Annotated in this window: 19 protein-coding genes; 14 read left to right on the top strand and 5 right to left on the bottom strand. The window is 70.5% G+C overall.

What is annotated here, in order from left to right; translation table 11 throughout:
- The first annotated feature begins 1 nt into the window (after position 1).
- Together ACFV8T_RS33855 and ACFV8T_RS33860 are read left to right on the top strand one after the other, a co-directional pair.
- Positions 2 to 868, top strand: a complete 867-nt coding sequence (locus ACFV8T_RS33855) for a helix-turn-helix domain-containing protein (RefSeq protein WP_385335055.1) — start codon at positions 2 to 4, stop codon at positions 866 to 868.
- A 141-nt stretch (positions 869 to 1,009) separates the two neighbouring features.
- On the top strand, positions 1,010 to 1,870 hold the full coding sequence (locus ACFV8T_RS33860) for a serine protease (RefSeq protein WP_385335057.1): 861 nt from the start codon (positions 1,010 to 1,012) through the stop codon (positions 1,868 to 1,870).
- A gap of 107 nt (positions 1,871 to 1,977) precedes the next feature.
- On the opposite strand, the gene ACFV8T_RS33865 is transcribed toward ACFV8T_RS33860, so the two are convergent.
- On the bottom strand, positions 1,978 to 2,805 hold the full coding sequence (locus ACFV8T_RS33865) for a TetR/AcrR family transcriptional regulator (RefSeq protein WP_385335059.1): 828 nt from the start codon (positions 2,803 to 2,805) through the stop codon (positions 1,978 to 1,980).
- Positions 2,806 to 2,889: 84 nt separating this feature from the next.
- Between ACFV8T_RS33865 and ACFV8T_RS33870 the strand changes: the two genes are divergently transcribed.
- On the top strand, positions 2,890 to 3,741 hold the full coding sequence (locus ACFV8T_RS33870) for a siderophore-interacting protein (RefSeq protein ID WP_385335061.1): 852 nt from the start codon (positions 2,890 to 2,892) through the stop codon (positions 3,739 to 3,741).
- A 29-nt stretch (positions 3,742 to 3,770) separates the two neighbouring features.
- Here the strand turns inward: ACFV8T_RS33870 and ACFV8T_RS33875 are convergent, their stop codons facing one another.
- Entirely contained in the window at positions 3,771 to 5,399 is a 1,629-nt protein-coding gene (locus ACFV8T_RS33875; RefSeq protein WP_385335063.1) for an amidohydrolase family protein, read from the bottom strand.
- A gap of 121 nt (positions 5,400 to 5,520) precedes the next feature.
- A complete protein-coding gene (locus ACFV8T_RS33880; protein WP_385335065.1) occupies positions 5,521 to 6,828 on the bottom strand; it encodes an alanine racemase in 1,308 nt (435 codons plus the stop codon).
- Between the two features lie 179 nt (positions 6,829 to 7,007).
- Here ACFV8T_RS33880 and ACFV8T_RS33885 point away from each other — a divergent pair, with 179 nt between their 5' ends.
- The 4 genes from ACFV8T_RS33885 (at position 7,008) to ACFV8T_RS33900 (ending at position 10,816) form a co-directional block, all read left to right on the top strand.
- Entirely contained in the window at positions 7,008 to 8,051 is a 1,044-nt protein-coding gene (locus ACFV8T_RS33885) for a sugar kinase (protein ID WP_385335067.1), read from the top strand.
- The gene (locus ACFV8T_RS33890) at positions 8,048 to 8,806 is read left to right on the top strand and encodes an IclR family transcriptional regulator (protein ID WP_385335069.1); all 759 of its coding nucleotides are present in this window, start codon (positions 8,048 to 8,050) and stop codon (positions 8,804 to 8,806) included. The genes ACFV8T_RS33885 and ACFV8T_RS33890 overlap by 4 nt, the downstream gene beginning before the upstream one ends.
- Before the next feature lie 6 nt (positions 8,807 to 8,812).
- Positions 8,813 to 9,223, top strand: coding sequence for a RidA family protein (locus ACFV8T_RS33895; protein WP_385335071.1), 411 nt, complete (start codon positions 8,813 to 8,815; stop codon positions 9,221 to 9,223).
- 117 nt (positions 9,224 to 9,340) lie between these two features.
- Entirely contained in the window at positions 9,341 to 10,816 is a 1,476-nt protein-coding gene (locus tag ACFV8T_RS33900) for a GntP family permease (protein WP_385335073.1), read from the top strand.
- A gap of 94 nt (positions 10,817 to 10,910) precedes the next feature.
- On the opposite strand, the gene ACFV8T_RS33905 is transcribed toward ACFV8T_RS33900, so the two are convergent.
- Together ACFV8T_RS33905 and ACFV8T_RS33910 are read right to left on the bottom strand one after the other, a co-directional pair.
- Positions 10,911 to 13,121, bottom strand: a complete 2,211-nt coding sequence (locus tag ACFV8T_RS33905) for a serine/threonine-protein kinase (protein WP_385335075.1) — start codon at positions 13,119 to 13,121, stop codon at positions 10,911 to 10,913.
- 257 nt (positions 13,122 to 13,378) lie between these two features.
- Positions 13,379 to 15,046: a chitinase gene (locus ACFV8T_RS33910; RefSeq protein ID WP_385335175.1), complete on the bottom strand. Its 1,668-nt coding sequence runs from the start codon at positions 15,044 to 15,046 to the stop codon at positions 13,379 to 13,381.
- 766 nt (positions 15,047 to 15,812) lie between these two features.
- Here ACFV8T_RS33910 and ACFV8T_RS33915 point away from each other — a divergent pair.
- The 7 genes from ACFV8T_RS33915 (at position 15,813) to ACFV8T_RS33945 (ending at position 22,002) form a co-directional block, all read left to right on the top strand.
- Positions 15,813 to 16,679, top strand: a complete 867-nt coding sequence (locus ACFV8T_RS33915) for a hypothetical protein (protein WP_385335077.1) — start codon at positions 15,813 to 15,815, stop codon at positions 16,677 to 16,679.
- A 75-nt stretch (positions 16,680 to 16,754) separates the two neighbouring features.
- Complete coding sequence (cpaB, locus tag ACFV8T_RS33920; protein WP_385335079.1) at positions 16,755 to 17,462, top strand: Flp pilus assembly protein CpaB; 708 nt, start codon at positions 16,755 to 16,757, stop codon at positions 17,460 to 17,462.
- Positions 17,463 to 17,469: 7 nt separating this feature from the next.
- Positions 17,470 to 18,747, top strand: a complete 1,278-nt coding sequence (locus tag ACFV8T_RS33925; protein WP_385335081.1) for a CpaE family protein — start codon at positions 17,470 to 17,472, stop codon at positions 18,745 to 18,747.
- Between the two features lie 23 nt (positions 18,748 to 18,770).
- Entirely contained in the window at positions 18,771 to 19,262 is a 492-nt protein-coding gene (locus ACFV8T_RS33930; protein WP_385335083.1) for a TadE family protein, read from the top strand.
- A complete protein-coding gene (locus tag ACFV8T_RS33935) occupies positions 19,259 to 19,657 on the top strand; it encodes a TadE/TadG family type IV pilus assembly protein (protein ID WP_385335085.1) in 399 nt (132 codons plus the stop codon). Before ACFV8T_RS33930 ends, ACFV8T_RS33935 begins: the two co-directional genes overlap by 4 nt.
- 59 nt (positions 19,658 to 19,716) lie before the next feature.
- Entirely contained in the window at positions 19,717 to 21,054 is a 1,338-nt protein-coding gene (locus ACFV8T_RS33940) for a CpaF family protein (protein WP_385335087.1), read from the top strand.
- A 9-nt stretch (positions 21,055 to 21,063) separates the two neighbouring features.
- Positions 21,064 to 22,002 (top strand): type II secretion system F family protein, encoded by a 939-nt coding sequence (locus ACFV8T_RS33945; protein ID WP_385335089.1) that lies wholly within the window; start codon positions 21,064 to 21,066, stop codon positions 22,000 to 22,002.
- Positions 22,003 to 22,013: the final 11 nt, after the last annotated feature.

Raw genomic sequence — 22,013 nt, forward strand, 5'->3', positions numbered from 1 at the left:
GGTGCTGGAGAAGCTGAACCAGGCCATGGAGCACATCGAGGGCCGTCTCGATCAGCGGATCGAGGCGGCCGAGCTGGCCCGGATCGCGATGACATCGGAGTACCACTTCCGGCGGATGTTCTCCGCGCTGGCCGGGATGCCGCTGTCGGAGTACGTACGGCGCAGGCGGCTGACGCTCGCGGGTGCCGAAGTGCTCCACGGGGAGCGGACCTTGCTGGAGGTCGCCGTGCGGTACGGCTACTCCTCGGGGGAGGCGTTCGCGCGGGCGTTCCGTGCCATGCACGGCGTCGGTCCCGGCGAGGCCCGGCGGGCCGGTGCGGTTCTGCGGTCCCAGCCCCGGATGTCCTTCCGTCTCGTGGTCGAGGGGAGCAGCAGCATGGAATACCGGATCGTGGCGAAGGACGTGTTCCGGGTGGTCGGCAGGAAGGCGCGGGTTCCTCTCGTGCACGAGGGGGTCAACCCGGCCATCGCCGAGTTCGTCCGGGGCATCGGCAAGGAGATCGCGGGGCGCATCGCGGCGCTGTCCGATCAGCAGCCGGCGGGCATCGTCCAGGTGAGCGACAACCTCGCGGAGAGCCGTGCGGAGGGGACCGAACTCGACTACTACCACGCCGTGGTGACCGGTGCGGACGCGCCCGACGACCTGGACGTGCTGGTGGTCGCGGCGGGCACCTGGGCCGTCTTCGAGAGCTCCGGGCCCTTCCCCGAGGCGCTCCAGTACCTGTGGCGGGACGTGTTCACCCAGTGGTTCCCGTCCAATCCGTACCGGAGCAGGCCCGGTCCCGAGATCCTGCGCGCCGGGCCGTCGCCGGTCGCGGGAGAGGCCTCGGCCGAGCTGTGGATCCCGGTGGAGCCGGCCGCCGCGTGACGGGCCCTGGGCCTGATGGCTTGAAACCGCCCCTTGTGGGGGCCCCTTCAGTGCGCCAACATGCGCATGTCAAATCCGAAGGGAACTTCGGTGGGCGGGGGCCATCAGGACCCTGCCCAGGTCACTTGAGGGGACCCCCACATGAAGAAGCCTCTCGTCGGTGCGCTGTTCGCTGTCCTGCTCCTCGGGGCAGGTGTCGCGCCCGCAACCGCGTCAACCGGCCACGAAGCGGCGTCGCCCACCGCGGTCAAGGAGAAGGTCCGGCCCAAGGCGGTCAACTTCGCAGGGACCGTGGCGCTCAGCAACTGTTCCGGCTCCGTCGTCCGCACCCCGGACTCCCAGCCCGGCGACCCCGCGCTCGTGCTCTCCAACGGGCACTGCATGGAGACGGGATTCCCGGGCCCCGGCGAGGTCGTGCTCGACCAGCCGTCCACCCGCAGCTTCACCCTGCTGAACGCCTCGGGCAGCGGTGTCGGAACCCTGCGGGCGAGCAAGATCGCGTACGGGACGATGACCGACACCGACATATCGGTGTACCAACTCACCAGCACCTACGCCCAGATCGAGAGCAAGTACGGCATCAAGGCGCTGGAGCTCAACACCGCGCACCCGGTCCAGGGCACCGCGATCACCGTCGTGTCCGGGTACTGGAAGCGCACGTACGCCTGCAACGTCGACGGCTTCGTCTACCGCCTCAAGGAAGGGGAGTGGACCTGGAAGGACTCGGTCCGCTACACCTCCGCCTGCCAGACCATCGGCGGTACGTCCGGCTCCCCGGTGATCGACAACGCGACCGGCAAGGTCGTCGCCGTCAACAACACCGGCAACGAGGACGGCCAGGAGTGCACGGACAACAACCCGTGCGAGGTCGACGAGAGCGGCAATGTGACGGTGCGCGAGGGCATCAACTACGCCCAGGAGACGTACGGCATCGTGCCGTGCATCGGCGCCGGCAACAAGTTCGACCTCGACCGTGCGGGGTGTGCGCTGCCCAAGCCGTGACCGCGTGAAAGACCCGTCGCCGCCGCGATGCCCGTCACCGGGTGTCGCGGCGGCGACGCGCGTTTTCGCGATTCACGGTTCGTGGTTCACCGTCCACCGTTCGCGGTTCACGGGGCCGCCGCGCGTCCGATCGCCGCCTCGATCCCGTCCAGCAGCACCCCGAGTCCCACCTCGAACGTCTCCCGCGCCTCCCGCTCCGGATACGGCACCGCCTCCTCGCCGGACGCCGGCGCCGGGGCCGGTGGCTGCGGGGCGGAACCGGTCTCCATCGCCATCAGGTTCGGATAGCGGTCCGCGAAGTCGGGGGCCACCTCGCCCAGCAGCGCCGAGCGGGCGAACCACCACTCCTCGTCCGACTCGCCCGTCACCGCCGCCGCCTGCCGCGCCTCGGCGACCGTCCCGGCGCAGCCGCGGACGAAATGGGACAGCGTGCCGACCAGCCGCCGCAGCACCTGCGCTTCGAGCCCGGTCGCGTTCAGCAGGCGCACCAGGGTGTCCAGTCCCGCGTACTCGTGCGGGCCGAGGACCGGGCGGGCCTGGGAGACCTGGAGCACCCAGGGGTGGCGAAGGTGGAATTCGAGCCTGTCCCGCGCCCAGTCGGTCAGCCCCGTACGCCAGTTGCCGGTGTCGTCGTACTCCGTGGGCAGCTCGGCGTGGACCGCGTCGTACATCAGGTCCAGCAGCTCGCTCTTGCTGGGCACGTAGGTGTAGAGCGCCATCGCGGTACGGCCGAGCCGCTCGCCCACCGCGCGCATCGACAGCGCGGCCATGCCGTCCTCGTCCGCGACGGTGATCGCGGCGGTCACGATCGCGTCGACGCTCAGCCCCGGCCTGGGGCCGGGGCCGGGGCGCCGGCCCCGGTGCTCCGGACGGTCGGCGCGCCACAGCAGGGACATCGAACGACGGGCGTCGCCCTGTCCGGCAAAGACCACCACTTGCGACTCCTTACGCCGTAAAGTAACTTCGCCCGGGTAATTCCTTACGGCGTAAACTATCAGTCGGAGAGGGCGGGAGCCGCGATGGGGAAGGCGTTGACCGTTTCGTATGTGCGGGTCGTCGGCGTGGAGCGGGTCACTCCGCGGACGGCGCGCGTCACCTTCACCGGGGACGCGCTGGCGGAGCTCATGGAGGACCGGCCCGACCAGCAGATGAAGCTCTGCTTCCCGAGGGAGGGGCGGGGCGTGCCCCGGCTGCCGGAGCCGGACGCCGACGACACGTACGGCATGCGGTGGTACGAGGCGTACCTCGCGATCCCCGAGCCGGAGCGGCCGCTGCTGCGGAGCTTCACCGTTCGTGGGTACGACCGCCGACTGGACGTGATGGCGGTCGACTTCGTGCTCCATGGCGACGACGGACCCGCCACCCGCTGGGGCCGGGACGCGCGCCCCGGCGATGTGCTCGGCATGGTCGGCCCGTCTTCGCTGTACGCCCGCCCGCTGCCCGCCGCCGACTGGCTGCTGCTGGCCGGCGACGAGACGGCGCTCCCCGCGATCGGGACCCTGCTGGAGTCCCTGCCGGCCGGGGCGCGGGCGCTCGTCTGGGCCGAGGTCGCCGACGCGGCGGAGGAGCAGCCGCTCGGCTCGCCCGGCGACGTGACCGTCCACTGGGTGCACCGGGACCGGGGCGGGTCGTTGCCGGACGCGGTCCGGGCGGCCCGGCTGCCCGCCGGGTCCGGGGCCGCGTGGCTGGCCGGTGAGGCGGGGGCGGTACGGGCCCTGCGCCGCCATCTGGTCGAGGAGCGCGGGCTGCCCCGGGCGGCCGTGCAGTTCAGCGGGTACTGGCGGCGCAGCCTCACCCAGGACGACGCCCCGACCGAGGAGGACCTGGCCTGGGCGAAGGAGCAGGCGCAGGAGGAGCAGACGGGGGAGTGAGGGCGAAACGCCCCACCGGACGACAGGGCCTACCGGGTCGCCCGGCTCCCCGTTCCCCGGACGGCCCGGCCCGCCAGCGCCTGGGTGCGGCGGCCGTCCTCGATGACGAACCGGCCGTCGATCAGTACGTGCGGGATGCCGACCGGCAGCGTGCGCGGCTCCTCGAACGTGGAGCCCGCCGCCACCGTTCGCGGGTCGAAGAGGACCAGGTCGGCGCGGTAGCCCTCGCGGACGTACCCGCGGTCCGTCAGGCGCAGCCGCCGGGCCGGGCGCGAGGTGAGGTGGGCGACGCACTCCTCCAGTGACAGGATGCCCAACTCCCGTACGTACCTGCCTAGATACTGCGGGAACGTGCCGTAGGCGCGCGGGTGCGGCTTGTCGCCCTGGAGGATGCCGTCACTGCCCCCGGTGTGCACCCGGTGGCGCATGATCTGCCGCACGTTCTCCTCGTGGCCCACGTGCTGGAGGATCGTCGAGCCGAGCCGGTCCTCGACGAGCAGTCTGCGCGCGGTCACCCAGGGCGCCTCGCCGCGCAGCCGGGCGGACTCGGCCACCGTGCGTCCGACGTGGTCGGCGAGCGCGGGCACACCGACCCCAGAGATCTCGATCGTGTCCCACTCGATCGGCACGCCGTGGCAGCCGTCCGAGCCCAGCACCTCCATGTGGTGCCGGATCCGTTCCGCCGTCGCGTCGTCCGCGAGCCGGGTGAGCACCGACTCGGGCCCGCCCTCGCTCGCCCAGCTCGGCAGCATCGCGACGAGGGTCGTGCAGCCGGGGGTGTACGGGTAGGTGTCGAGGGAGATGTCGGCGCCCGCGTCGAGGGCGTCGTCGAGCAGGGCGAGCAGTTCGGGGGCCCTGCCCTTGTTCACGCCGAAGTTCATGGTGGCGTGGGCGAGATGGAGGGCGCAGCCCGCGTTCCTGGTGAGCTGCACCATCTCCTCGTACGCGCCGAGCGCGCCCGCCCCGTACGAGCGGTGGTGCGGGCAGTAGTAGCCGTCGTACTCGGCCACCACCCGGCACAGTTCGGTGAGTTCGGCGTCGTTCGCGTACATGCCGGGGGTGTACGTGAGGCCGGAGGACATACCGACCGCGCCCTCCGCCATGCCCCGGGCGACGAGTTCCTTCATCCGGGTCAGCTCGGCCCCGGTGGCGGGGCGGTCCTCCCAGCCCACCGCGTACATCCGGACCGTGCCCTGCGGGATGAGGTAGGCGGCGTTGACCGCGATGCCCCGCCCGTCGAAGTTGCGGTCCAGGCGGTCCAGGTATTCGCCGACCGTGCGCCAGTCGAAGTCGATGTCGTCGCCGTTGCCGTTCCAGCCGGTGATGGAACGGCGTACCTCGGCGAGCGTCCGGTCGTCGACCGGGGCGTACGACAGGCCGTCCTGGCCCAGGACTTCGAGGGTGACGCCCTGCGCGGCCTTGGCGCTGTGGTCAGGGTCGCGGAGCAGCGCGAGATCGCTGTGCGCGTGCATGTCGATGAAGCCGGGCGAGAGGACGAGCCCGTCGGCGTCGAGGACACGGCGGCCGGAGGGGCGCGGCCCGGCGGCGTGCTCGGGGTGGATCTCGGCGATCCGGCCGTCCCGGATGCCCACGTCGGCACGGCGGCCGGGGGCACCGGTGCCGTCGACGACGTGGGCGTTACGGATGACCAGGTCCATGGGGGGCTCCCAGATCAAGCCCCTCCGGCGATCGAGGAGCGGGCGTCCGGGGGCGGAGCCCCCGGTTACGGGAAGGGGCGGGCAGGGGAGCGGCCCCGCAGGGCAGCCCCCTCCGCGGGGATCAGAAGAACGTGCGGATGTAGTCCGTGACCGTGCCGTCCGCCGTGACCAGCGGAATCAACTGCCACTTGTCGAAGCTCGTGCACGGATGCGACAGGCCCATCCCCACCCAGTCGCCCACCTCCAGCTCGGCGCCCGGCTCCGTACGCACCCACGCGTGCTGGTCCGACAGACCGCTGACCGAGACACCCGCAGCCGGCCGGACCGCGCCGTCCCGGCCGGACCGCACGACCTGCGCCTCGGGAAGGTCGAGGTCGTACGCCGCGTCCCGCTTGCCCGCGTTGAGGAACGCCTGCTCGGCCGTCGGGCGCGACACGACCTGTGCCCACAGCCGGAAGGCGGGCTGCAGCACGCCCTCCTCCGGTACCCGGTTGAACGGGGTCAGATGGCGGTAGTGGCCGTCGTCGTGCGAGACATAGGCGCCCGAGCGCAGCAGCTTCAGCACCGGCGCGGACAGCTCCGGGATCTCCGCGAAGACGTCCGCCACCGCGTCGAACCACGCGCTGCCGCCCGCGCTGATCACGATCTCCCCGCCGGCCGCCGCGAAGCGCCCCGCGCGGTCGAAGTCGACGGCCAGCGCGACGAGCCGGCGCACCCAGTCCCGTACCCGCTCGCCGGACGCGTCCGGCACCTCGCCCTCGTAACCGGCCACGCCCACCAGACGCAGGGTCCCGGTCGCGGCCACCGCGTCGGCCACCGCCGCGCACTCGGCCTCGGTGCGGACGCCGGTGCGCGCACCCTCGCCCGCGCCCAGCTCCACGACGACCTCGACGGCGCGGGAGGCGCCCGCCGCGCGCAGCGCCTCGTCCATCAGCTCCACGCCGCGCACCGAGTCGACGTAACAGATGAAGCGGAACTCCGGGTCGGAGTCCAGCTCGCCGGCGAGCCAGCGCAGGGCCGCGGCGTCGACGAGCTCGTTGGCGAGGAAGATCCGCCGGATTCCGTACGCCCGGTAGACCCGCGCCTGGTGCGGCACGGCCGCGGTGATGCCCCAGGCACCGTGCTCCAGCTGGCGGGCGAAGAGCTGCGGGGACATGGAGGTCTTGCCGTGCGGGGCGAACGCGAGCCCGTGGCGCTCCGCGTACGTCTCCAGAAGGGCGAGGTTGTGCTCGACCGACTCGGCGGACAGGGCGAGCACCGGGGTGGTGAAGCCACCCGTGAAGAGGTTGCGCCGCTCGGCGGCGAGGGCGCCGACGGTCAGGCCCTCCGCATCGGGCGGGAGTGCCTTGAAGCGGTGGTCGACCAGCTCGTCGGCGAGTCCGGACACAGGACGGTCGGCGGCCAAGGGGGCCTCCTCGATCGAAGTCATCGTTGCATCATATGCAACACCCATTGCGTATATCGCTTAACGCTGTCTAACATCCGAGCCGACGCCGGGTCAATGGTGAGTGCCCGCGCCGCACCCCGAACCACTGCCCGCCGCACCGCCCCACCACTGAACCGCCCCCTGCTGAACCGCCGAACCGCCGAACCCGCGAGGAGCCCCGAGTGCCCGGAACCCCGGCCAGGACCGCCGAAGCCGCCACGGCCGCCGAAGTCGTGTGCCTCGGCGAGTCCATGGTGACGTTCCTGCCGTCGCAGCCCGGACGCCTCGCCGACGTACCCTCCTTCGGCCGCGGCATCGGCGGCGCCGAGTCCAATGTCGCCTGCGCGCTGGCCGCCGCCGGGCACCGGGCGGCCTGGGTCAGCCGGGTCGGCGCGGACGGATTCGGCGACCATCTCGTCGAGGCGATCACCGGGTACGGGGTCGACACCTCCGGTGTGCGGCGCGATCCGTCGCGGCCCACCGGGATCTACTTCCGCACCGCGACCGACCGGGCCGCCGATGTGTACGAGGTCGCCTACTACCGGGCCGGGTCCGCCGCGTCCGCGATGTCCCCGCGGACCATCCCGTACGAGACGCTGCCCGCGGCCCGGGTCCTGCACCTGTCCGGCATCACCGCGGCGCTCTCCGCCGACTGCCTGGCCCTGCTCCACGACCTGACCGCGCCCCGGCCCGGCCGTCCGCCGATCTCCTTCGACGTCAACCACCGGCCGGGTCTGTGGCGCGACGCCGACGCGTCCCCCGAGGTGCTCCTCGACCTGGCCCGCCGCAGCGACCTGGTCTTCGTCGGCGAGGACGAGGCGGAGGAGGCGTGGGGGGCGACGGGCGCGGAGGCGATCCGCGCGGCGCTGCCGGAGCCGTCCGTCCTGGTCGTGAAGCGGGGATCCGACGGGGCGACGGTCTTCTCGGGCGCCGGAGACGTCACCACCGTCCCCGCCCTCCGCGTGGACGTCGTCGCACCCGTCGGCGCCGGCGACGCCTTCGCCGCCGGGTTCCTCTCCGCCACCCTCCGCGACCTCCCCGTACGCGACCGCGTCCGGCACGGCCACCTCATGGCCGCCGCCGTCCTCACCGTCCCCGGCGACCTCACCGCCCCGCCGGCCCGCGCGCACGCCGACGCCCTTGCCGCCCTGGACGACGAGGCCTGGGGGAGACTTCGTCTCGGCCCCGGGTGGACGGGGGACGACCAGGAGGTACGTACGACATGAGTCAGACCGTCGACCGGGCGCTGAGCATCCTGCCGCTGCTCGCCCAGGGACCCGCCGACCTCGGCCAGGTCGCCGAGCGGCTCGGCGTCCACAAGTCCACGGCGCTGCGCCTGCTCCGTACGCTCCACGAGCACGGACTCGTCTACCGCCAGCAGGACCAGCGCTACCGCCTCGGCGCCCGCCTCTTCGCCCTCGCGCAGGAGGCCGTCGAGAACCTCGACGTACGGGAGATCGCCCACCCCCACCTCGTCGAACTCAACGAGAGCTGCGGTCACACCGTGCATCTCGCGGTGTACGAGGAGCAGGAGGTCCTCTACATCGACAAGGTCGAGAGCCGCTACCCGGTCAGGATGTACTCGCGGATCGGCAAGCCCGTCGCGATCACCGTCGCCGCCGTCGCGAAGCTGCTCCTCGCCGACCTCGCCGAGCCCGAGCGGCGCGCCATCGCCGAGAAGCTCGACTACCCCATGTACACGTCCCGTTCGACCCCGAACGCCGGTGCCTTCCTGAAGGAGCTCACCGTCGTCCGCGAACAGGGCTGGGCCACCGACCTCGGCGGCCACGAGGAGTCCATCAACTGCGTCGGCGCCCCCATCCGGGGGGCGGACGGGCGGGTCGTGGCCGCGATGTCGGTCTCCGCGCCCAATGTCGTCGTCACGGCCGAGGAACTCCTCACCCTGCTCCCGCTGGTGCGCCGCACCGCCGACTCCATCAGCCGGGAGTACTCCGGCACCACCCGACCCAAGAAAGCCTGAACAGCCATGACCGAGAAGATCGCCCTCACCCCGAGCACCCACACCACGCCCCCCGCGAAGTTCTCGCACGGGGTGAAGAAGGGGAACATCCTCCAGGTCGCCGGCCAGGTCGGCTTCCTGCCCGCGGTCGAGGGCCAGGCCCCGACCCCCGCCGGTCCGACGCTGCGCGAGCAGACCCTCCAGACCTTCGCCAACGTCAAGGCGATCCTGGAGGAGGGCGGCGCGAGCTGGGACGACGTGATGATGATGCGCGTCTACCTCACGGACGTGGACCACTTCGCCGAGATGAACGAGATCTACAACGCCTACTTCGGCGAGCAGGACCTCAAGGCCGCCCCCGCCGCCCGCACGACGGTCTACGTCGGCCTCCCCAAGGGCCTGCTCATCGAGATCGACGCGCTCGCGGTCCTCGGCTGAACCAGCTGATCCACTTGCCGCACCCGCTCCACGCGCACGGCACGGCGCTCCGCTCCGCAGGAGCGCCGTGCCGCGCTCCCCCACACCCGAAAACCGTCTCCGACAACGGAGTTACGCATGCTGCTCGCCGCAACCCCACCACCGGCCGAGACACCGCCCCACACCGGTGGCATCCTTCCGCTGATCGACGGCACCGCCGGTCTGCTCACCGTCGCCGCCCTCGGAATCGCGCTCCTCCTCTTCCTGATCATCAAGGTCAGGCTGCAGCCGTTCGTCGCGCTGCTCGCCGTCTCCATAGCCGTCGGCCTGGGCGCCGGACTCTCCGTCACCGAACTCTTCGGCACGGTCCAGAGGTCCGCCGCGGTCTCCGTCATCGAATCCGGCATGGGCGGCATCCTCGGCCATGTGGCGATCATCATCGGCCTCGGTACGATGCTCGGCTCGATCCTCGAAGTCTCGGGCGGCGCCGAGGTGTTGAGCACCCGCCTGCTGAACCTCTTCGGCGAGAAGCGCGCCCCGCTCGCCATGGGCCTGACCGGCCTCATCTTCGGCGTCCCGGTCTTCTTCGACGTCGGCATCTTCGTCCTCGCGCCGATCGTCTACGCCGCCGCCAAACGCTCGGGCAAGTCGATCCTGCTCTACGCGATGCCGCTGCTGGCGGGCCTCTCGATGACCCACGCCTTCCTGCCGCCGCACCCGGGACCGGTCGCCGCCGCCGGACTCTTCCACGTCTCCCTCGGCTGGGTCATCCTGATGGGCGCCGTCGTCGGCATCCCGTCCGTCCTCGCCGCCTGGGGCTACGCCGCGTGGATCGGGAAGCGGATCTTCGTCGCCGTCCCGCAGGACATGGTCGAGGCCGCCGAGGAGGCCAGGGCGGCGGTCGTCGCCGAGCAGCGGGCCGCCGGGGTCACCCCGCGCGAGGAGCCGGTCGCGCTCTCCACCGTACTCACGATCATCGGCACCCCGCTGGTGCTGATCCTCGCCGCGACGTTCTCCTCCGTCGCGCTGGACCCCTCCACCCCGCGCTCCGTCATCGAGTTCTTCGGCAACCCCTTCGTCGCCCTGACGATCGCGCTGGTGCTGGCGTACTACATGCTGGGCATCCGCCGCGGCTGGTCCCGCAAGTCCCTTGAATCGGTGTCCACTTCGTCCCTCAAGCCGGTCGGCAACATCCTGCTGGTCGTCGGTGCGGGCGGTGTGTTCGGCGCCGTCCTCAAGGCCAGCGGCATCGCGGACGCCCTCGCCAAGACCTTCAACGACGTCGGACTGCCGGTCATCCTGCTCGCCTGGCTGATCTCCGTGGTGCTGCGCGTCGCCCAGGGCTCGGCGACGGTCGCCATCGTCACCACCGCCGGCATCGTCGTCCCCCTGGTCGAGGGCCAGGACCTCTCGCAGGCCCATCTGGCCCTGATCATCATGGCGATCTCGGCCGGTTCGATCTTCGCCTCGCACGTGAACGACGGCGGATTCTGGATGGTGTCGAAGTACTTCGGCATCTCCGAACGCGACACCCTGAAGTCCTGGACGGTCCTGGAGACGGTCCTGTCGGTCGCGGGGTTCGCGGTGGCGGCGCTGCTCAGCCTGGTGATCTAGGTCCGTCGTTTGGATCATGCCGGGCTCGCGGGCCGGACACCTGAGCCGGTACGGCCGGCCCGGCGCCCCACCGGGGACGCCGTGCCGTGCCGGTTCAGGCCCCCGACGCGCAGATGATGCTCCGGCCGTTGTTCACCGGCCAGTACCAGAACCGCTCTCCGCGCCCGGCCGGACAGGTCCAGTTCGTGCCCGCCGCGGGCGCCTTGTAGTAGCCGGTGATCCGGAGGATCGACTGGCCGGCCCGGGGCACGGTGGACGCGTTGCAGTCCCACACCACCGTCAGATCGGCGTTGGTGGCGCCTTTGACCTGTGCGGGGAAGCACTGGCCCACCTGATACACCCGGTCGAGGCAGAGCGTCCTCTCGACGCCGTCCGCACCGGATTTTCGCCACCAGGTGAAGCCCGGTCCGCTGTCGCAGGAGCCGGAGGCTCCGGCGGTGGTGCTGACGCGATTGACGTGCATGTAGGCGTTCGACGCCCGGCAGCCCACCCGGTCCGGACTGCCGGCGCTCATGTTGCCGTGCCCGTCGTTGTACACGTCGAGACAGTCACCGGCGCGCACCGCCGCGAACGCCAGATCGGTGGCGTCCGGGGTGGGAGTCGGAGTGGGGGTGGGCGTGGGGGTGGGTGACGACTCCTCGGTGCCACCGCCGGAGGCGTCGGTGCTGCTGCCGCCGACGCTGCCGGAACCGCTGTCGCCGTAGTTGTCGGAGCCGGTGCCGCTGCCGTCCGTGTGGGTGTCGAGGTCGCTGCCGGCACTGGTGGTGCTGGCGGAGGACGCCCCGCTGCCGCTCCCCTTCCCCGCTTCCCAGGGCTGCCAGAACACCAGGGCGACGACGACGGCCACGGCGACCAGCCAGCCCCAGTTCGAGGAGCCGCCCGAAGGCGCGGCCGGCGGGGGCGTCGCGCGCGTCGTGCCCGGGGTGGGCGAGGCGGTGGTGGACGAGGCGGTGGTGGACGAGGCCGCACGCGCCCGAGCGGCACGGGCCGCCTGCTCGGCGCGCTGCCTTTCGGCCCGCTCCCGCCTGGCCCGTTCTTGCGCGGCCCGCTCCCGCCTGGCCCGCTCCTGCGCGGCTCGCTCCCGTTCGGCGCGCTCGGCCTCCAGCCGGGCCGCCTCCGCCTGCTCCCGTTCCGCCCGCTCCCGTTCGATGCGTTCGACCCGTTCGGCCTGGTCGCGCTCCGCCTGCTCCCGTTCGGCCTGCTCCGCCCGCTGCCGCTCCGCCAGCTCCGCGAGTACCGCCAGGTCCTGCCTCGCACGCTCACGGCGGGCGCGGTCGCGGGCCGCGCGGGCCTCGCGCTCCGGCGGGTAGACCAGTGTCGGGGCCGGGGACGGCACCACCTTCGTGCGCTGGTCGACGGTCGGGGCCACCGGGTGCGCATGGCGGTCGTTCGCGAGTTCCAGCCCCTGTGTCGCGTACGCGCCGATCAGCGCCGTCCATCGTGGCGGCAGCCACCGGGTGCCGCTGTGCGTAGCAGGCAGGCCGGCCTGGTCCTCGCGGAACCGGGCGAGCAGCTCCGCGGGCTCGGGGCGCCGGGCCGGGTCGACGGCCAGGCAGGGCCGGACCGTCGCGACGAGCTCCTTCGGCAGGCCGTCCAGGTCGAGCTCGCCGCGCTGGACGCGGGCCAGCAGCCGCAGCGTGTCGCCGTCCGCGCGGTAGGGCGCCCGCCCGGTGGCGAGCAGGAACAGCGTGGCACCCAGGGAGTAGACGTCGGATGCGGCGGTCGACGCCTCGCCACGGGCCTGTTCGGGGGAGGTGAAGGCGATCGTGCCGAGCGTGAGGCCGGTGAGCGTGAGGTCACTGGCGTGCGAGATGCCGAAGTCGATGACCCGGGGGCCCTCCAGCGGCAGCAGCACGTTCTGCGGCTTCACATCGCGGTGGACGATGCCCACCCCGTGCAGGGTGACCAGTGCCTCCGCGGTCCCGGCGGCGATCCACCGTACGGCCGAAGCGGGTAACACCCCGCAGCTGCGTACGAGTTCGGAGAGCGGCGGTGCGGCGATGTAGTCGATGGCCATCCACGGCCGCTCGGCGTCGGGGTCGGCGTCCCGTACGCGCGCCGTGTACGCGCTGTCGACCCGTTGCGCGAGCGACACCTCGCGGGCGAAGCGCCGCCGGTCGACCTCGCTGACGGTCCCCTCGGCCAGCAGCGTCTTCACGGCGACGAGCCCCTGCCCGCCGCGCTCGCCGCCGCGGGCCAGATAGATCCGCCCCATGCCGCCGGACGCCAGGCGTCCGATCAGCCGGTACGGCCCGAGCACCGCCGGATCGTCCCCGCCCAGCGTCTGAATCCGCGCCCCGGCCATGTCCCTCCCCCTGTCGCACCGCCACCGCGCCCCACAACGGTGCCATGAACATGCCCGAACGGCCATGGAAGTTTCGCGGTCCCGGACAGGCTGTTGCGGGTCCGGGACAGAGCCGGGACGGCCGCCGGACCCGGAACATGCAGCAGCGCCGCCGGGGGAGCGGCGGCGCTGCTGGTCACTGATGCCGGCCGGTGGTCACGGCGGGCCGTGTGTGCGGATCGGTGGTGATGACAGGCCGTGCGTGTGCGGACCGGTGGTTACGGCAGGCCGTGCACGTGCGGGCCCACCGCGTTCGACCAGGCGTTGCCCGACTTGGCGTCCCAGGCGGTCGACCAGGTCATCGCGCCGCGGATGCCCGGGTACGTCTTCGAGGGCTTGAACGTGCCGCAGTTGGTACCGGAGGCCAGGCAGTCCAGGGCCGCGTTCACGACCGACGGGGAGACGTAGCCGCCGCCCGCGGCGCTGGTGGAGGCGGGGACACCGAGTCCGACCTGGGACGGGGCGAGGCCGCCCTCCAGCTGGATGCAGGCGAGCGCGGTGAGGAAGTCCACCGAGCCCTGCGAGTAGACCTTGCCGTCGCAGCCGAGCATCGAACCGCTGTTGTAGTACTGCATGTTGACGACGGTCAGGATGTCCTTGATGCCGAGGGCCGTCTTGAAGTACTCGCCCCCGGTGGACTGCATGTCGATGGTCTGCGGGGCCATCGTGATGACGAGACCGGAGCCCGCCTTCTGCGACAGCGAGCGCAGTGCCTTCGTCATGTAGGTGGAGTTGAGGCCGTTCTCCAGGTCGATGTCGACGCCGTTGAAGCCGTACTCCTGGATGAGCGAGTAGACCGAGTTGGCGAAGTTGGTCGCGGAGGCGTCGCTGTTGACCGAGACGGACCCCTTCTCGCCGCCGACCGAGATGATGACGTTCTTCCCGGCCGCCTGCTTCGCCTTGATGTCGGCCTTGAACTGGTCGACGGTGTAGCCGTTCAGGCCCGCCGTGTCCAGGTTGAAGGTGACGGCGCCCGGTGTGCTCGTGGCGTCGGCGAAGGAGACCGCGATGATGTCGTAGTTCGCGGGCACGTCGCTGAGCTTCTGCACGGTCGCGCCGTTGTTGAAGTTCTGCCAGTAGCCGGTCACCGCGTGCTTGGGGACGGAGGTGCCGGGGTTGGGGTTGCCACCGCCCTCCTTGGCCGTACGGCCGCTGACCGTGGTCGACTTGACGGACTCACCGGCCGCGTTGGTGGCGGTCACCGCGAACTGGTACGCCGTGTCGGCGGCCAGCCCCGTGACCGTCGCCGAGCTTCCGGTGGTCGTGGTCGCCTTCTGACCGTCCCGGTAGACGGTGTAGCCGGTCGCGCCGGACACCGCGTTCCAGGACAGGGCCACGGAGGAGGAGGTGGTCGCGCCGACCGCGAGCCCGGCCGGGGCGGACGGGATGGTCGGCTCCGGGTCGGTGCCGCCCCCGCCGTCGGGGCCGTTGACCGAGACGTCGTCCACCAGGTAGGCGGCCTGCCCGTACCAGCCGTGTGTGTAGACCTCGACCGAGGTGGTCTTCGGGCCGGTCTTGAAGCTGGTGGTGAGCTGGGTCCAGTTGCCGGAGCCGGGCGACCAGGTCGACACATCGGTGGTTCCGGTACCGCTCGCGCCGAGGTACGCGTACCCGCCCTGCACCCAGGAGCTGAGCGTGTACGTCGAGTCGGGCTTCACGGCCACGGTCTGGGCGCACCGCGCGGTGTCCTGGCCGGACGGCGTGGCCTTGAGAGCGGCGGTGCCACCGTGCACGGGGGAGGAGACGGTGGCGCCGCTGCCGGCGGTACAGGTCCAGTTGGCGAGGCCGGACTCGAAGCCCGCGTTCTTGGCGACGTTGATATCGGCGGCCTGGGCGCTTCCGGCGAGACCCGTGGCGGTCAGCGCGCCGGCCGCGAGGACGGCCATGGCGGCGCCGAGCCGGACCCGGCCGCGGCGCCCGTGGATTCTGTGGCCGCTGAGGGGGGAACGTTCCACTTGCTGCCTCCGTGGGGGAGTTGGGGATGCCTGCCGGGCGTACCCGGGACGAGCCGGCGGGGTGGACCGGCGGTACTCCGGGCCGTCCGGGAGGTGACGGGGAGAAGAAGGGGATATGGAGTTGAGGAACGGTGGCCACCGCTGGCCGATAAACTGGTCCAGACCAATCAAGTTGTCAAGACCTCTGGCAACGAGACCTGCGGCGATCGGGTTCGCCGAGTCGGTCCGTACTCGCTCCGCTTCCGCCCCGCGAAGCCCTCCGCGGGGCGCCGAAGTCCAGGCGGCGCGCCTGTGAATTGACGTTTTGTTGACCTCCCGGGGTCACGTGCGGGTGATGCCGCGGGAGTGCTCGGACAGTGACGGACCGGCCCTCCGCGGGGGTCGGTGCGGGAGGTTCCGCATCCGTGCTGACGTGCGGAGATGAATTCCCGGCCCCAGGTGACGGGAAGGTGGACCGGTAACCCTCCGCAGTTGTACAGAAGTTGACGATTTTCGATTTGATCCGATTTAGCACGCGGGCGTTACGCGGGCGCCTCGCACACGTTGTCGGACTGGCCTCCGAAAAGTGTTCTCTGCCAGGTAGGACGTGGATAAAGTGCTGAGGCAGAACCGCGGAGCAGGAGCGATTGCGGCCGACGTCATGACCGGCGTCCGGCCGGAAGCCGAAACGGGGAACAGCGTGCCGACCGCAATAGCAGTGACCAGTGCTGACTTGGTACTACCTCCGACCGATCAGCAGACACCGACAGCCGCCCTGCTGCAGGCGCCCGATGCCCAGGCGTTGGAGATGGCCATCGGTGACATGCATGTGCTGCTCGAACAGCACGGCTATGTCGTGGCCGTCTACCCGACCGGCATCTCGCCCGCCCACGAGCGCCGGCTCTACTCCGTGCGCTCGGTCCTGGAGAGCGACCGCATCGCCCTGGTCAAGGTGGACCTCCCGCCGCTGGGTGTCGCCGTACTCGTCAGGCAGTTGCGCCAGTTGTCCATCTGTGACTTCAGCCCCGGAGTGGTCGCCTCCGCCGCCCGGCTGCTGACGCACTACATCCACGCCGGCGCCCTGCTCCACTCCGTCACCAAGTTCGACCGGGTCCCGGTCGACCTCAGGACCCATGCGAAGTCCTGGGTGCCCGGCTCCCAGTTCGCCGTGGTCGCGGGACCCGAGCCGCAGCTCGTCAGGGTCGGCCCGAAGGCCGACCCGCCGACCGGACCGGAATTCGCCACCCACCTGATGACCGCCAAAGGGCAGTCGCAGTCGGAGTGGGTGAAGGAGACCCTCGCGCCCGCGTGGCAGGTCCAGTCCATTCACGAGTCCGCACTTCCGTCCGAATCCCCGGCATGGTGGGGAACCGGAAAACTGGTGGAATTCGCCGCCTACCTGCCAGACATCTCCGTCCTGTACCAATTGGTGTCCTCCGTACGCCGTGAGAACTGCCACTGGTGCCGAATGGAACTCATCGGTGATCGCTGCGGGTTCTGCTCCTCCCCGCTACCCGCGGCCGAGAACCGAATGCACTCCGCCGGTGTCCTCAGCCATGAAGCGCTCGCACCACCGCAGTCCTAGCGCTTCCGCTTTCCTCCGTAGACGCCCTTCTGTCCGCTGCCCCACGCATCCGAATCGAACGAGGTTGTCCGGCCCATGAACTCCCGTCAGCGCCGCGGCGTGATACTCCTGCTTTTGTCGGTTCTGTGCGCCTTCGGCGCCTTCGCCGGCGTGCTCTCGGTGATCAGCGATGTCAACTCCAAGGTCGGGCCCGAGGTTTCGGCCTACCAGCTGAGGTCCGACGTGGCGCCCTATACCGCGCTGACCTCCGGGCAGTTCGAGAAGATCTCGATGCCCAAGCGCTGGCTCTCCCACAACGCGGTCACCGATCTCTCCGAGGTGAACGGCAAGATCGCCGTCACCCAGCTGCGCAAGGGCTCGCTGCTCCAGTCCGACATGATGCAGCGCCGCCCCGAACTGCAGCCCGGGGAGCAGGAGATCGCCATCATGATCGACGCCGCCACCGGCGTCGCGGGCAAGATCACCCCCGGCGCCACCGTCAACATCTACGCCACCTTCGCCGGCGAACGCGACGGCGACCCGTCCCAGTCGAAGGTCATCGTCTCCAACGCCAAGGTCCTGGACGTCGGCAAGCTGACCGCCCTGGAGCCCAGCCACGACGGCAAGTCCAACATGGGCACCGAGGCCGTCCCGATCACCTTCGCCCTCAACACGCTCGACACCCAGCGCATCGCCTACGCCGAATCCTTCGCGGAGCACGTACGCCTCGCGCTCCTCGCCTCCGGCAGCGACAGCACCATCCGTCCGGGCGACCGCTCCTACACGCTCGACAAGGACAAGTGAGGATCGAATGACCACGAGGATCCTCCCGGCCGTCGGTGACGTCGACGCGGCCAGATCCGTCACCACCCTGCTCAGCCAGCTCCCCGACGCCGAGCCGGCCGCTCCGGTCACCGACTCGACACAGCTCATCGACACCCTCGCCCGGCTCGCGGGCGAATCGCTCGACGATCTGCCCGAGGTCGTGCTGGTCCACGAGCGGATCGGACCGGTGCCGGCCCTGGAACTGATCCGGGAGGTCTCCCTGCGCTTCCCCGCCATCGGGGTCGTGCTGATCACCGCCGATGTCACCCCCGGCCTGTTCGCGTCCGCGATGGAATCGGGTGCGCGAGGCGTCGTCACCCTCCCCCTCAGCTACGAAGAACTGGCCAGCAGGGTTCAATCCGCGGCCCAATGGTCCGTCGGCGTCCGCCGCCACCTGACCACCGGCGCCGATGTCTTCACCGGCCCCGGCGGTACGGTCATCACCGTCAGCGGCGCGAAGGGCGGCGTCGGGACCACCGTCGCCGCCGTACAGATAGCCCTGGCGGCCCAGACGTCCGGGCGCAACGTCGCCCTGGTCGACCTGGACCTCCAGGCCGGTGACATCGGCTCTTACCTCGATGTGCAGTTCCGGCGTTCCATCGTCGACCTGTCGACGATCACCGACATATCGCCGCGCGTCCTGTCCGACGCCGTGTTCAGCCACGGCACCGGCCTGGCGCTGCTCCTGGCGCCCAGCGAGGGCGAGAGCGCCGAGGAGGTCAGCGACCGCTCGGCCCGGCAGATCGTCAGCGCCCTGCGCTCGCGCTACGAGGTCGTGGTGATCGACTGCGGCAGCCAGCTCCAGGGCGCCAGCGCGGCGGCCATCGAGATGGCCGACACGGCACTGCTGGTCACCACACCCGATGTGATCGCGGTGCGCGGTGCGAAGCGGGTCGTACGGATGTGGGAACGGCTCCAGATCCGCAAGGCCGAGGACACGGTCACCCTTGTCAACCGCTTCATCCGCAACACCGAGATCCAGCCGCAGCTGATCGAGAAGATCACCGGAACCAGCACGGCCAACACTGCGGTCCCCGCGAACTTCAAGGAACTCCAGGCCGTCGTCGACGCGGGCCGACTGCACGAACTCGACTCCAAGAGCACGGTCAAACAGGCCCTCTGGGCCCTTGCGGGCGAGCTCGGCATCGTCAAGGTTCCTGAGAAGGCGGAAAAGAACGGCGCGAAGAGCGGCGCGAAGTTCAAGAACGACCGAGGCTCGATCGGCCGCCGACGCGACCGTGACGGCGACTCCCGGAACCGTTGACGACCTAGGGGGCAAGTTGACCAATGGCACTTACCGAGACGAAAGACACGGAGATACGGGGAAGGCGTTACGGTGACGCCGCCCCGGCGGATCTGCCCGAGCGGGACCTGACACAGGGACGGATGCGCGCCCGGCTGCTCGGCCGGGGGCGTGATCGCGGTCAGACCGCGATCGAGTTTCTGGGCGTCACGCCGCTGATCATCCTGTTGTGCGTCGCGCTCTGGCAGTGCGCGCTGATCGGCTACACGTTCTCCCTGGCGGGGAACTCGGCGGACGAGGCCGCGCACTCGGGGGCCATCTCGGAGGGCTCGCGGGGCCGCGCCTGCCGGGAAGCGGCCGAGAAGAACCTGCCGAAGGTGTGGCGGGAGGCGATGAAGCGGACGAATTGCGATGACTCGTCCGGGCTGTACAAGGCCACGGTGAAGCTGCGGGTGCCGGTCCTGGTGCCCGGAGTCTTCAACCTGCCGATGACCATCGAGGGCAACGCCGCGTCGCCGCTGGAGGCCGAGCGATGAGCATGCGCACGCACACACCGGGCCGGAGGACCGCCGGGTCCCGCCGTGACCGCGGGCAGGTCGCCATCGAGTACATGGGCTTCATCCCGCTGATGCTTCTGGTGGGTCTCTTCGCGATCCAGCTGGGGGTTGCCGCGTACGCCGCCAACCAGGCGGGCACCGGCGCCCGCACGGCGGCGCGTTCCGCCAGCCAGGACGTGCCGCGCGGGGATTCCGAGCGGGCGGGGCGCGAGGCGATGAGTGACTGGCTCGGCAGCTACAAGAACTCGAAGTTCAGCCGACACGGCGGGACCGGCGAAGTGACGTACACCACTCGCGTGAGGATCCCCTCCGTTGTGCCCGGGATCGACGACTGGGGTTGGGCCAAGCGCAGTTCCACCATGCCGCGAGGGTGAGCGGGGTCCGCATCGCACGACCGGAGCACTACAAGCACGTCTGAGCGAGGAGTTACGCAATGAGTCTGCGGGCACGCATGACCGCCCCCGAGAAGAACGGCGGGGCGCGGGAGGACAGCCACATGGTGGCGTCCTACCGCGCCAAGCTGCTCGAAGAGATCGACCTGGCCGAGATGTCCTCGCTCGCCGCCGCAGACCGGCGGGCCCGGCTGGAGCGCGTGCTCAGCCACATCATCAGCCGCGAAGGACCGGTTCTCTCGACCGTCGAACGCACCCAGCTGATCCGCCGGGTCGTCGACGAGGCCCTCGGCCTCGGCATCCTGGAACCGCTCCTCGAAGACGCGTCCATCACCGAAATCATGGTGAACGGGCCGGACCAGATCTTCGTCGAGCGCAGCGGCAAGGTCGAGAAGCTGCCCATGCGCTTCAGCTCGCACGAGCAGCTGATGCAGACCATCGAGCGCATCGTGTCGACGGTCAACCGTCGTGTGGATGAGCAGAACCCCATGGTCGACGCGCGTCTACCCAGCGGTGAACGTGTCAACGTGATCATCCCGCCGCTGTCGCTGACCGGTGCGACGCTCACCATCCGACGGTTCCCGAGGGCCTTCACGCTCCAGGAAATGATCAATGTCGGCTCGCTCGACGAGCAGATGCTGATCCTCCTGGCCGGACTCGTCCAGGCCAAGCTCAACGTCATCGTCTCCGGAGCCACCGGTACCGGGAAGACGACCCTCCTCAACGCGCTCTCCGGCCTCATCCCCGACAGCGAGCGCATCGTCACCATCGAGGACTCGGCCGAGCTCCAGCTCCAGCAGAGCCACGTCATCCGGCTGGAGTCCCGGCCGGCGAACGTGGAGGGGAAGGGCCAGATCACCATCCGTGACCTGGTCCGCAACTCCCTGCGTATGCGCCCCGACCGCATCGTCGTCGGTGAGGTCCGTGGCGGCGAATCGCTCGACATGCTCCAGGCGATGTCGACCGGTCACGACGGCTCGCTCGCCACCGTCCACGCCAACAACGCCGAGGACGCGCTCATGCGTCTGCAGACCCTGGCCTCGATGTCCGAGATCAAGATCCCGTTCGAGGCGCTGCACGACCAGATCAACAGCGCCGTCGACGTCATCGTCCAGCTCACCAGGCACGCCGACGGTTCCCGAAAGATCACCGAGATCGCCGTCCTCGACTCGCACGGGCGCGATCCCTACCGCATTGTGACCGTCGCCAAGTTCGACGCCCAGCCGATGGACGCCGAGGGGCGGATCAACGGCGAGTTCAACTACCTCCCGATCCCGCGCAAGATCGCCGAGCGCCTCTACATGGCCAGCCAGCCCGTCCCGCAGGCCTTCGGGGTCGCCGAATCCGCCGAACAGCTCGCCACCCGAGAGGCCAACTAGGTACGTGCCATGACGAATCTTCCTCTTCTCAGCATCGGTGCCACGCTGCTCTGCGGCGTCACGGGCGTCATGGGCCTGCACGCCTACTCCGGCGGCAAGGCCGACCGGGACGCCATGGTGGACCGCCTGTCGTACACCGGTCACATCCCCGAGACCGGGCGGCACCGCCGGTTCCGCGGTCTCGACTCCAGGCTGCGCAGGACCGGCCTCGGCCGGAAGCTCGAACTGAAGCTGGCCGCCACCGGCCTCGACATCACCCCGGGTGAGTTCTTCGTCTGCGCGCTCGCAGCGATGGCCGGGCTCTGGATGATCGCCTCGTCGATACTCGCGAGCTTCTTCGGCCCGGTCGCCGCCCTGATCGGCCTCTGGGGCACCAACGCTTTCCTGAACTGGGAGCGGACCAAGCGCACCGAACGCTTCATCAACCAGCTTCCCGAGCTCGCCCGCATCCTCGCCAACGCCACCCAGGCAGGCCTGGCGCTGCGTACCTCCATCGGCATGGCGGCGGACGAAATGGAGGACCCGGCGGGCGAGGAACTGGCCAGGGTCTCCCGGCGCCTCGCCGTCGGTGAACCTCTCGACGACGCGCTGAGCGAGCTGACCGACCGGCTCCCCTCCCGCGAACTCGTCGTCCTCGTCACCACCCTGGTCCTGTCCAACCGGGCCGGCGGTACGGTCGTCAGCTCCCTGCGCAACCTCACCGAGACGCTGGAGGAGCGCAAGGAGACCCGGCGAGAGGTCAAGACCCAGCTGTCCCAGGTCACCGTCACCGCCTACGCCGTCCCCATCTTCGGCCTGGGCGCCATGCTCCTGATGAACGCCGTCATGCCCGGTGCCCTCGACCGTATGACCGGTGCCTTCATCGGCCAGGTCGCGGTGGTCATCGCGATTACCCTCTACGCGATCGGATTCATCGTGATCCGCCGTCTGTCCCGGATCGACGTCTGATGGGCGGGGCA

The sequence above is a fragment of the Streptomyces sp. NPDC059832 genome, from assembly GCF_042731715.1.
Taxonomy (GTDB): Bacteria; Actinomycetota; Actinomycetes; order Streptomycetales; family Streptomycetaceae; genus Streptomyces.

Bases quoted from the DNA above. Each gene is read 5' to 3' on its own strand.
- cpaB (WP_385335079.1), top strand. From the start codon at position 16,755: ATGAACTCCCGTCAGCGCCGCGGCGTGATACTCCTGCTTTTGTCGGTT.
- ACFV8T_RS33895 (WP_385335071.1), top strand. From the start codon at position 8,813: ATGACCGAGAAGATCGCCCTCACCCCGAGCACCCACACCACGCCCCCC.
- ACFV8T_RS33880 (WP_385335065.1), bottom strand. From the start codon at position 6,828: ATGACTTCGATCGAGGAGGCCCCCTTGGCCGCCGACCGTCCTGTGTCC.
- ACFV8T_RS33900 (WP_385335073.1), top strand. From the start codon at position 9,341: ATGCTGCTCGCCGCAACCCCACCACCGGCCGAGACACCGCCCCACACC.
- ACFV8T_RS33925 (WP_385335081.1), top strand. From the start codon at position 17,470: ATGACCACGAGGATCCTCCCGGCCGTCGGTGACGTCGACGCGGCCAGA.
- ACFV8T_RS33940 (WP_385335087.1), top strand. From the start codon at position 19,717: ATGAGTCTGCGGGCACGCATGACCGCCCCCGAGAAGAACGGCGGGGCG.
- ACFV8T_RS33945 (WP_385335089.1), top strand. From the start codon at position 21,064: ATGACGAATCTTCCTCTTCTCAGCATCGGTGCCACGCTGCTCTGCGGC.
- ACFV8T_RS33930 (WP_385335083.1), top strand. From the start codon at position 18,771: ATGGCACTTACCGAGACGAAAGACACGGAGATACGGGGAAGGCGTTAC.
- ACFV8T_RS33870 (WP_385335061.1), top strand. From the start codon at position 2,890: ATGGGGAAGGCGTTGACCGTTTCGTATGTGCGGGTCGTCGGCGTGGAG.
- ACFV8T_RS33935 (WP_385335085.1), top strand. From the start codon at position 19,259: ATGAGCATGCGCACGCACACACCGGGCCGGAGGACCGCCGGGTCCCGC.
- ACFV8T_RS33890 (WP_385335069.1), top strand. From the start codon at position 8,048: ATGAGTCAGACCGTCGACCGGGCGCTGAGCATCCTGCCGCTGCTCGCC.
- ACFV8T_RS33875 (WP_385335063.1), bottom strand. From the start codon at position 5,399: ATGGACCTGGTCATCCGTAACGCCCACGTCGTCGACGGCACCGGTGCC.
- ACFV8T_RS33860 (WP_385335057.1), top strand. From the start codon at position 1,010: ATGAAGAAGCCTCTCGTCGGTGCGCTGTTCGCTGTCCTGCTCCTCGGG.
- ACFV8T_RS33910 (WP_385335175.1), bottom strand. From the start codon at position 15,046: ATGGCCGTCCTCGCGGCCGGCGCGCTGACCGCCACGGGTCTCGCCGGA.
- ACFV8T_RS33905 (WP_385335075.1), bottom strand. From the start codon at position 13,121: ATGGCCGGGGCGCGGATTCAGACGCTGGGCGGGGACGATCCGGCGGTG.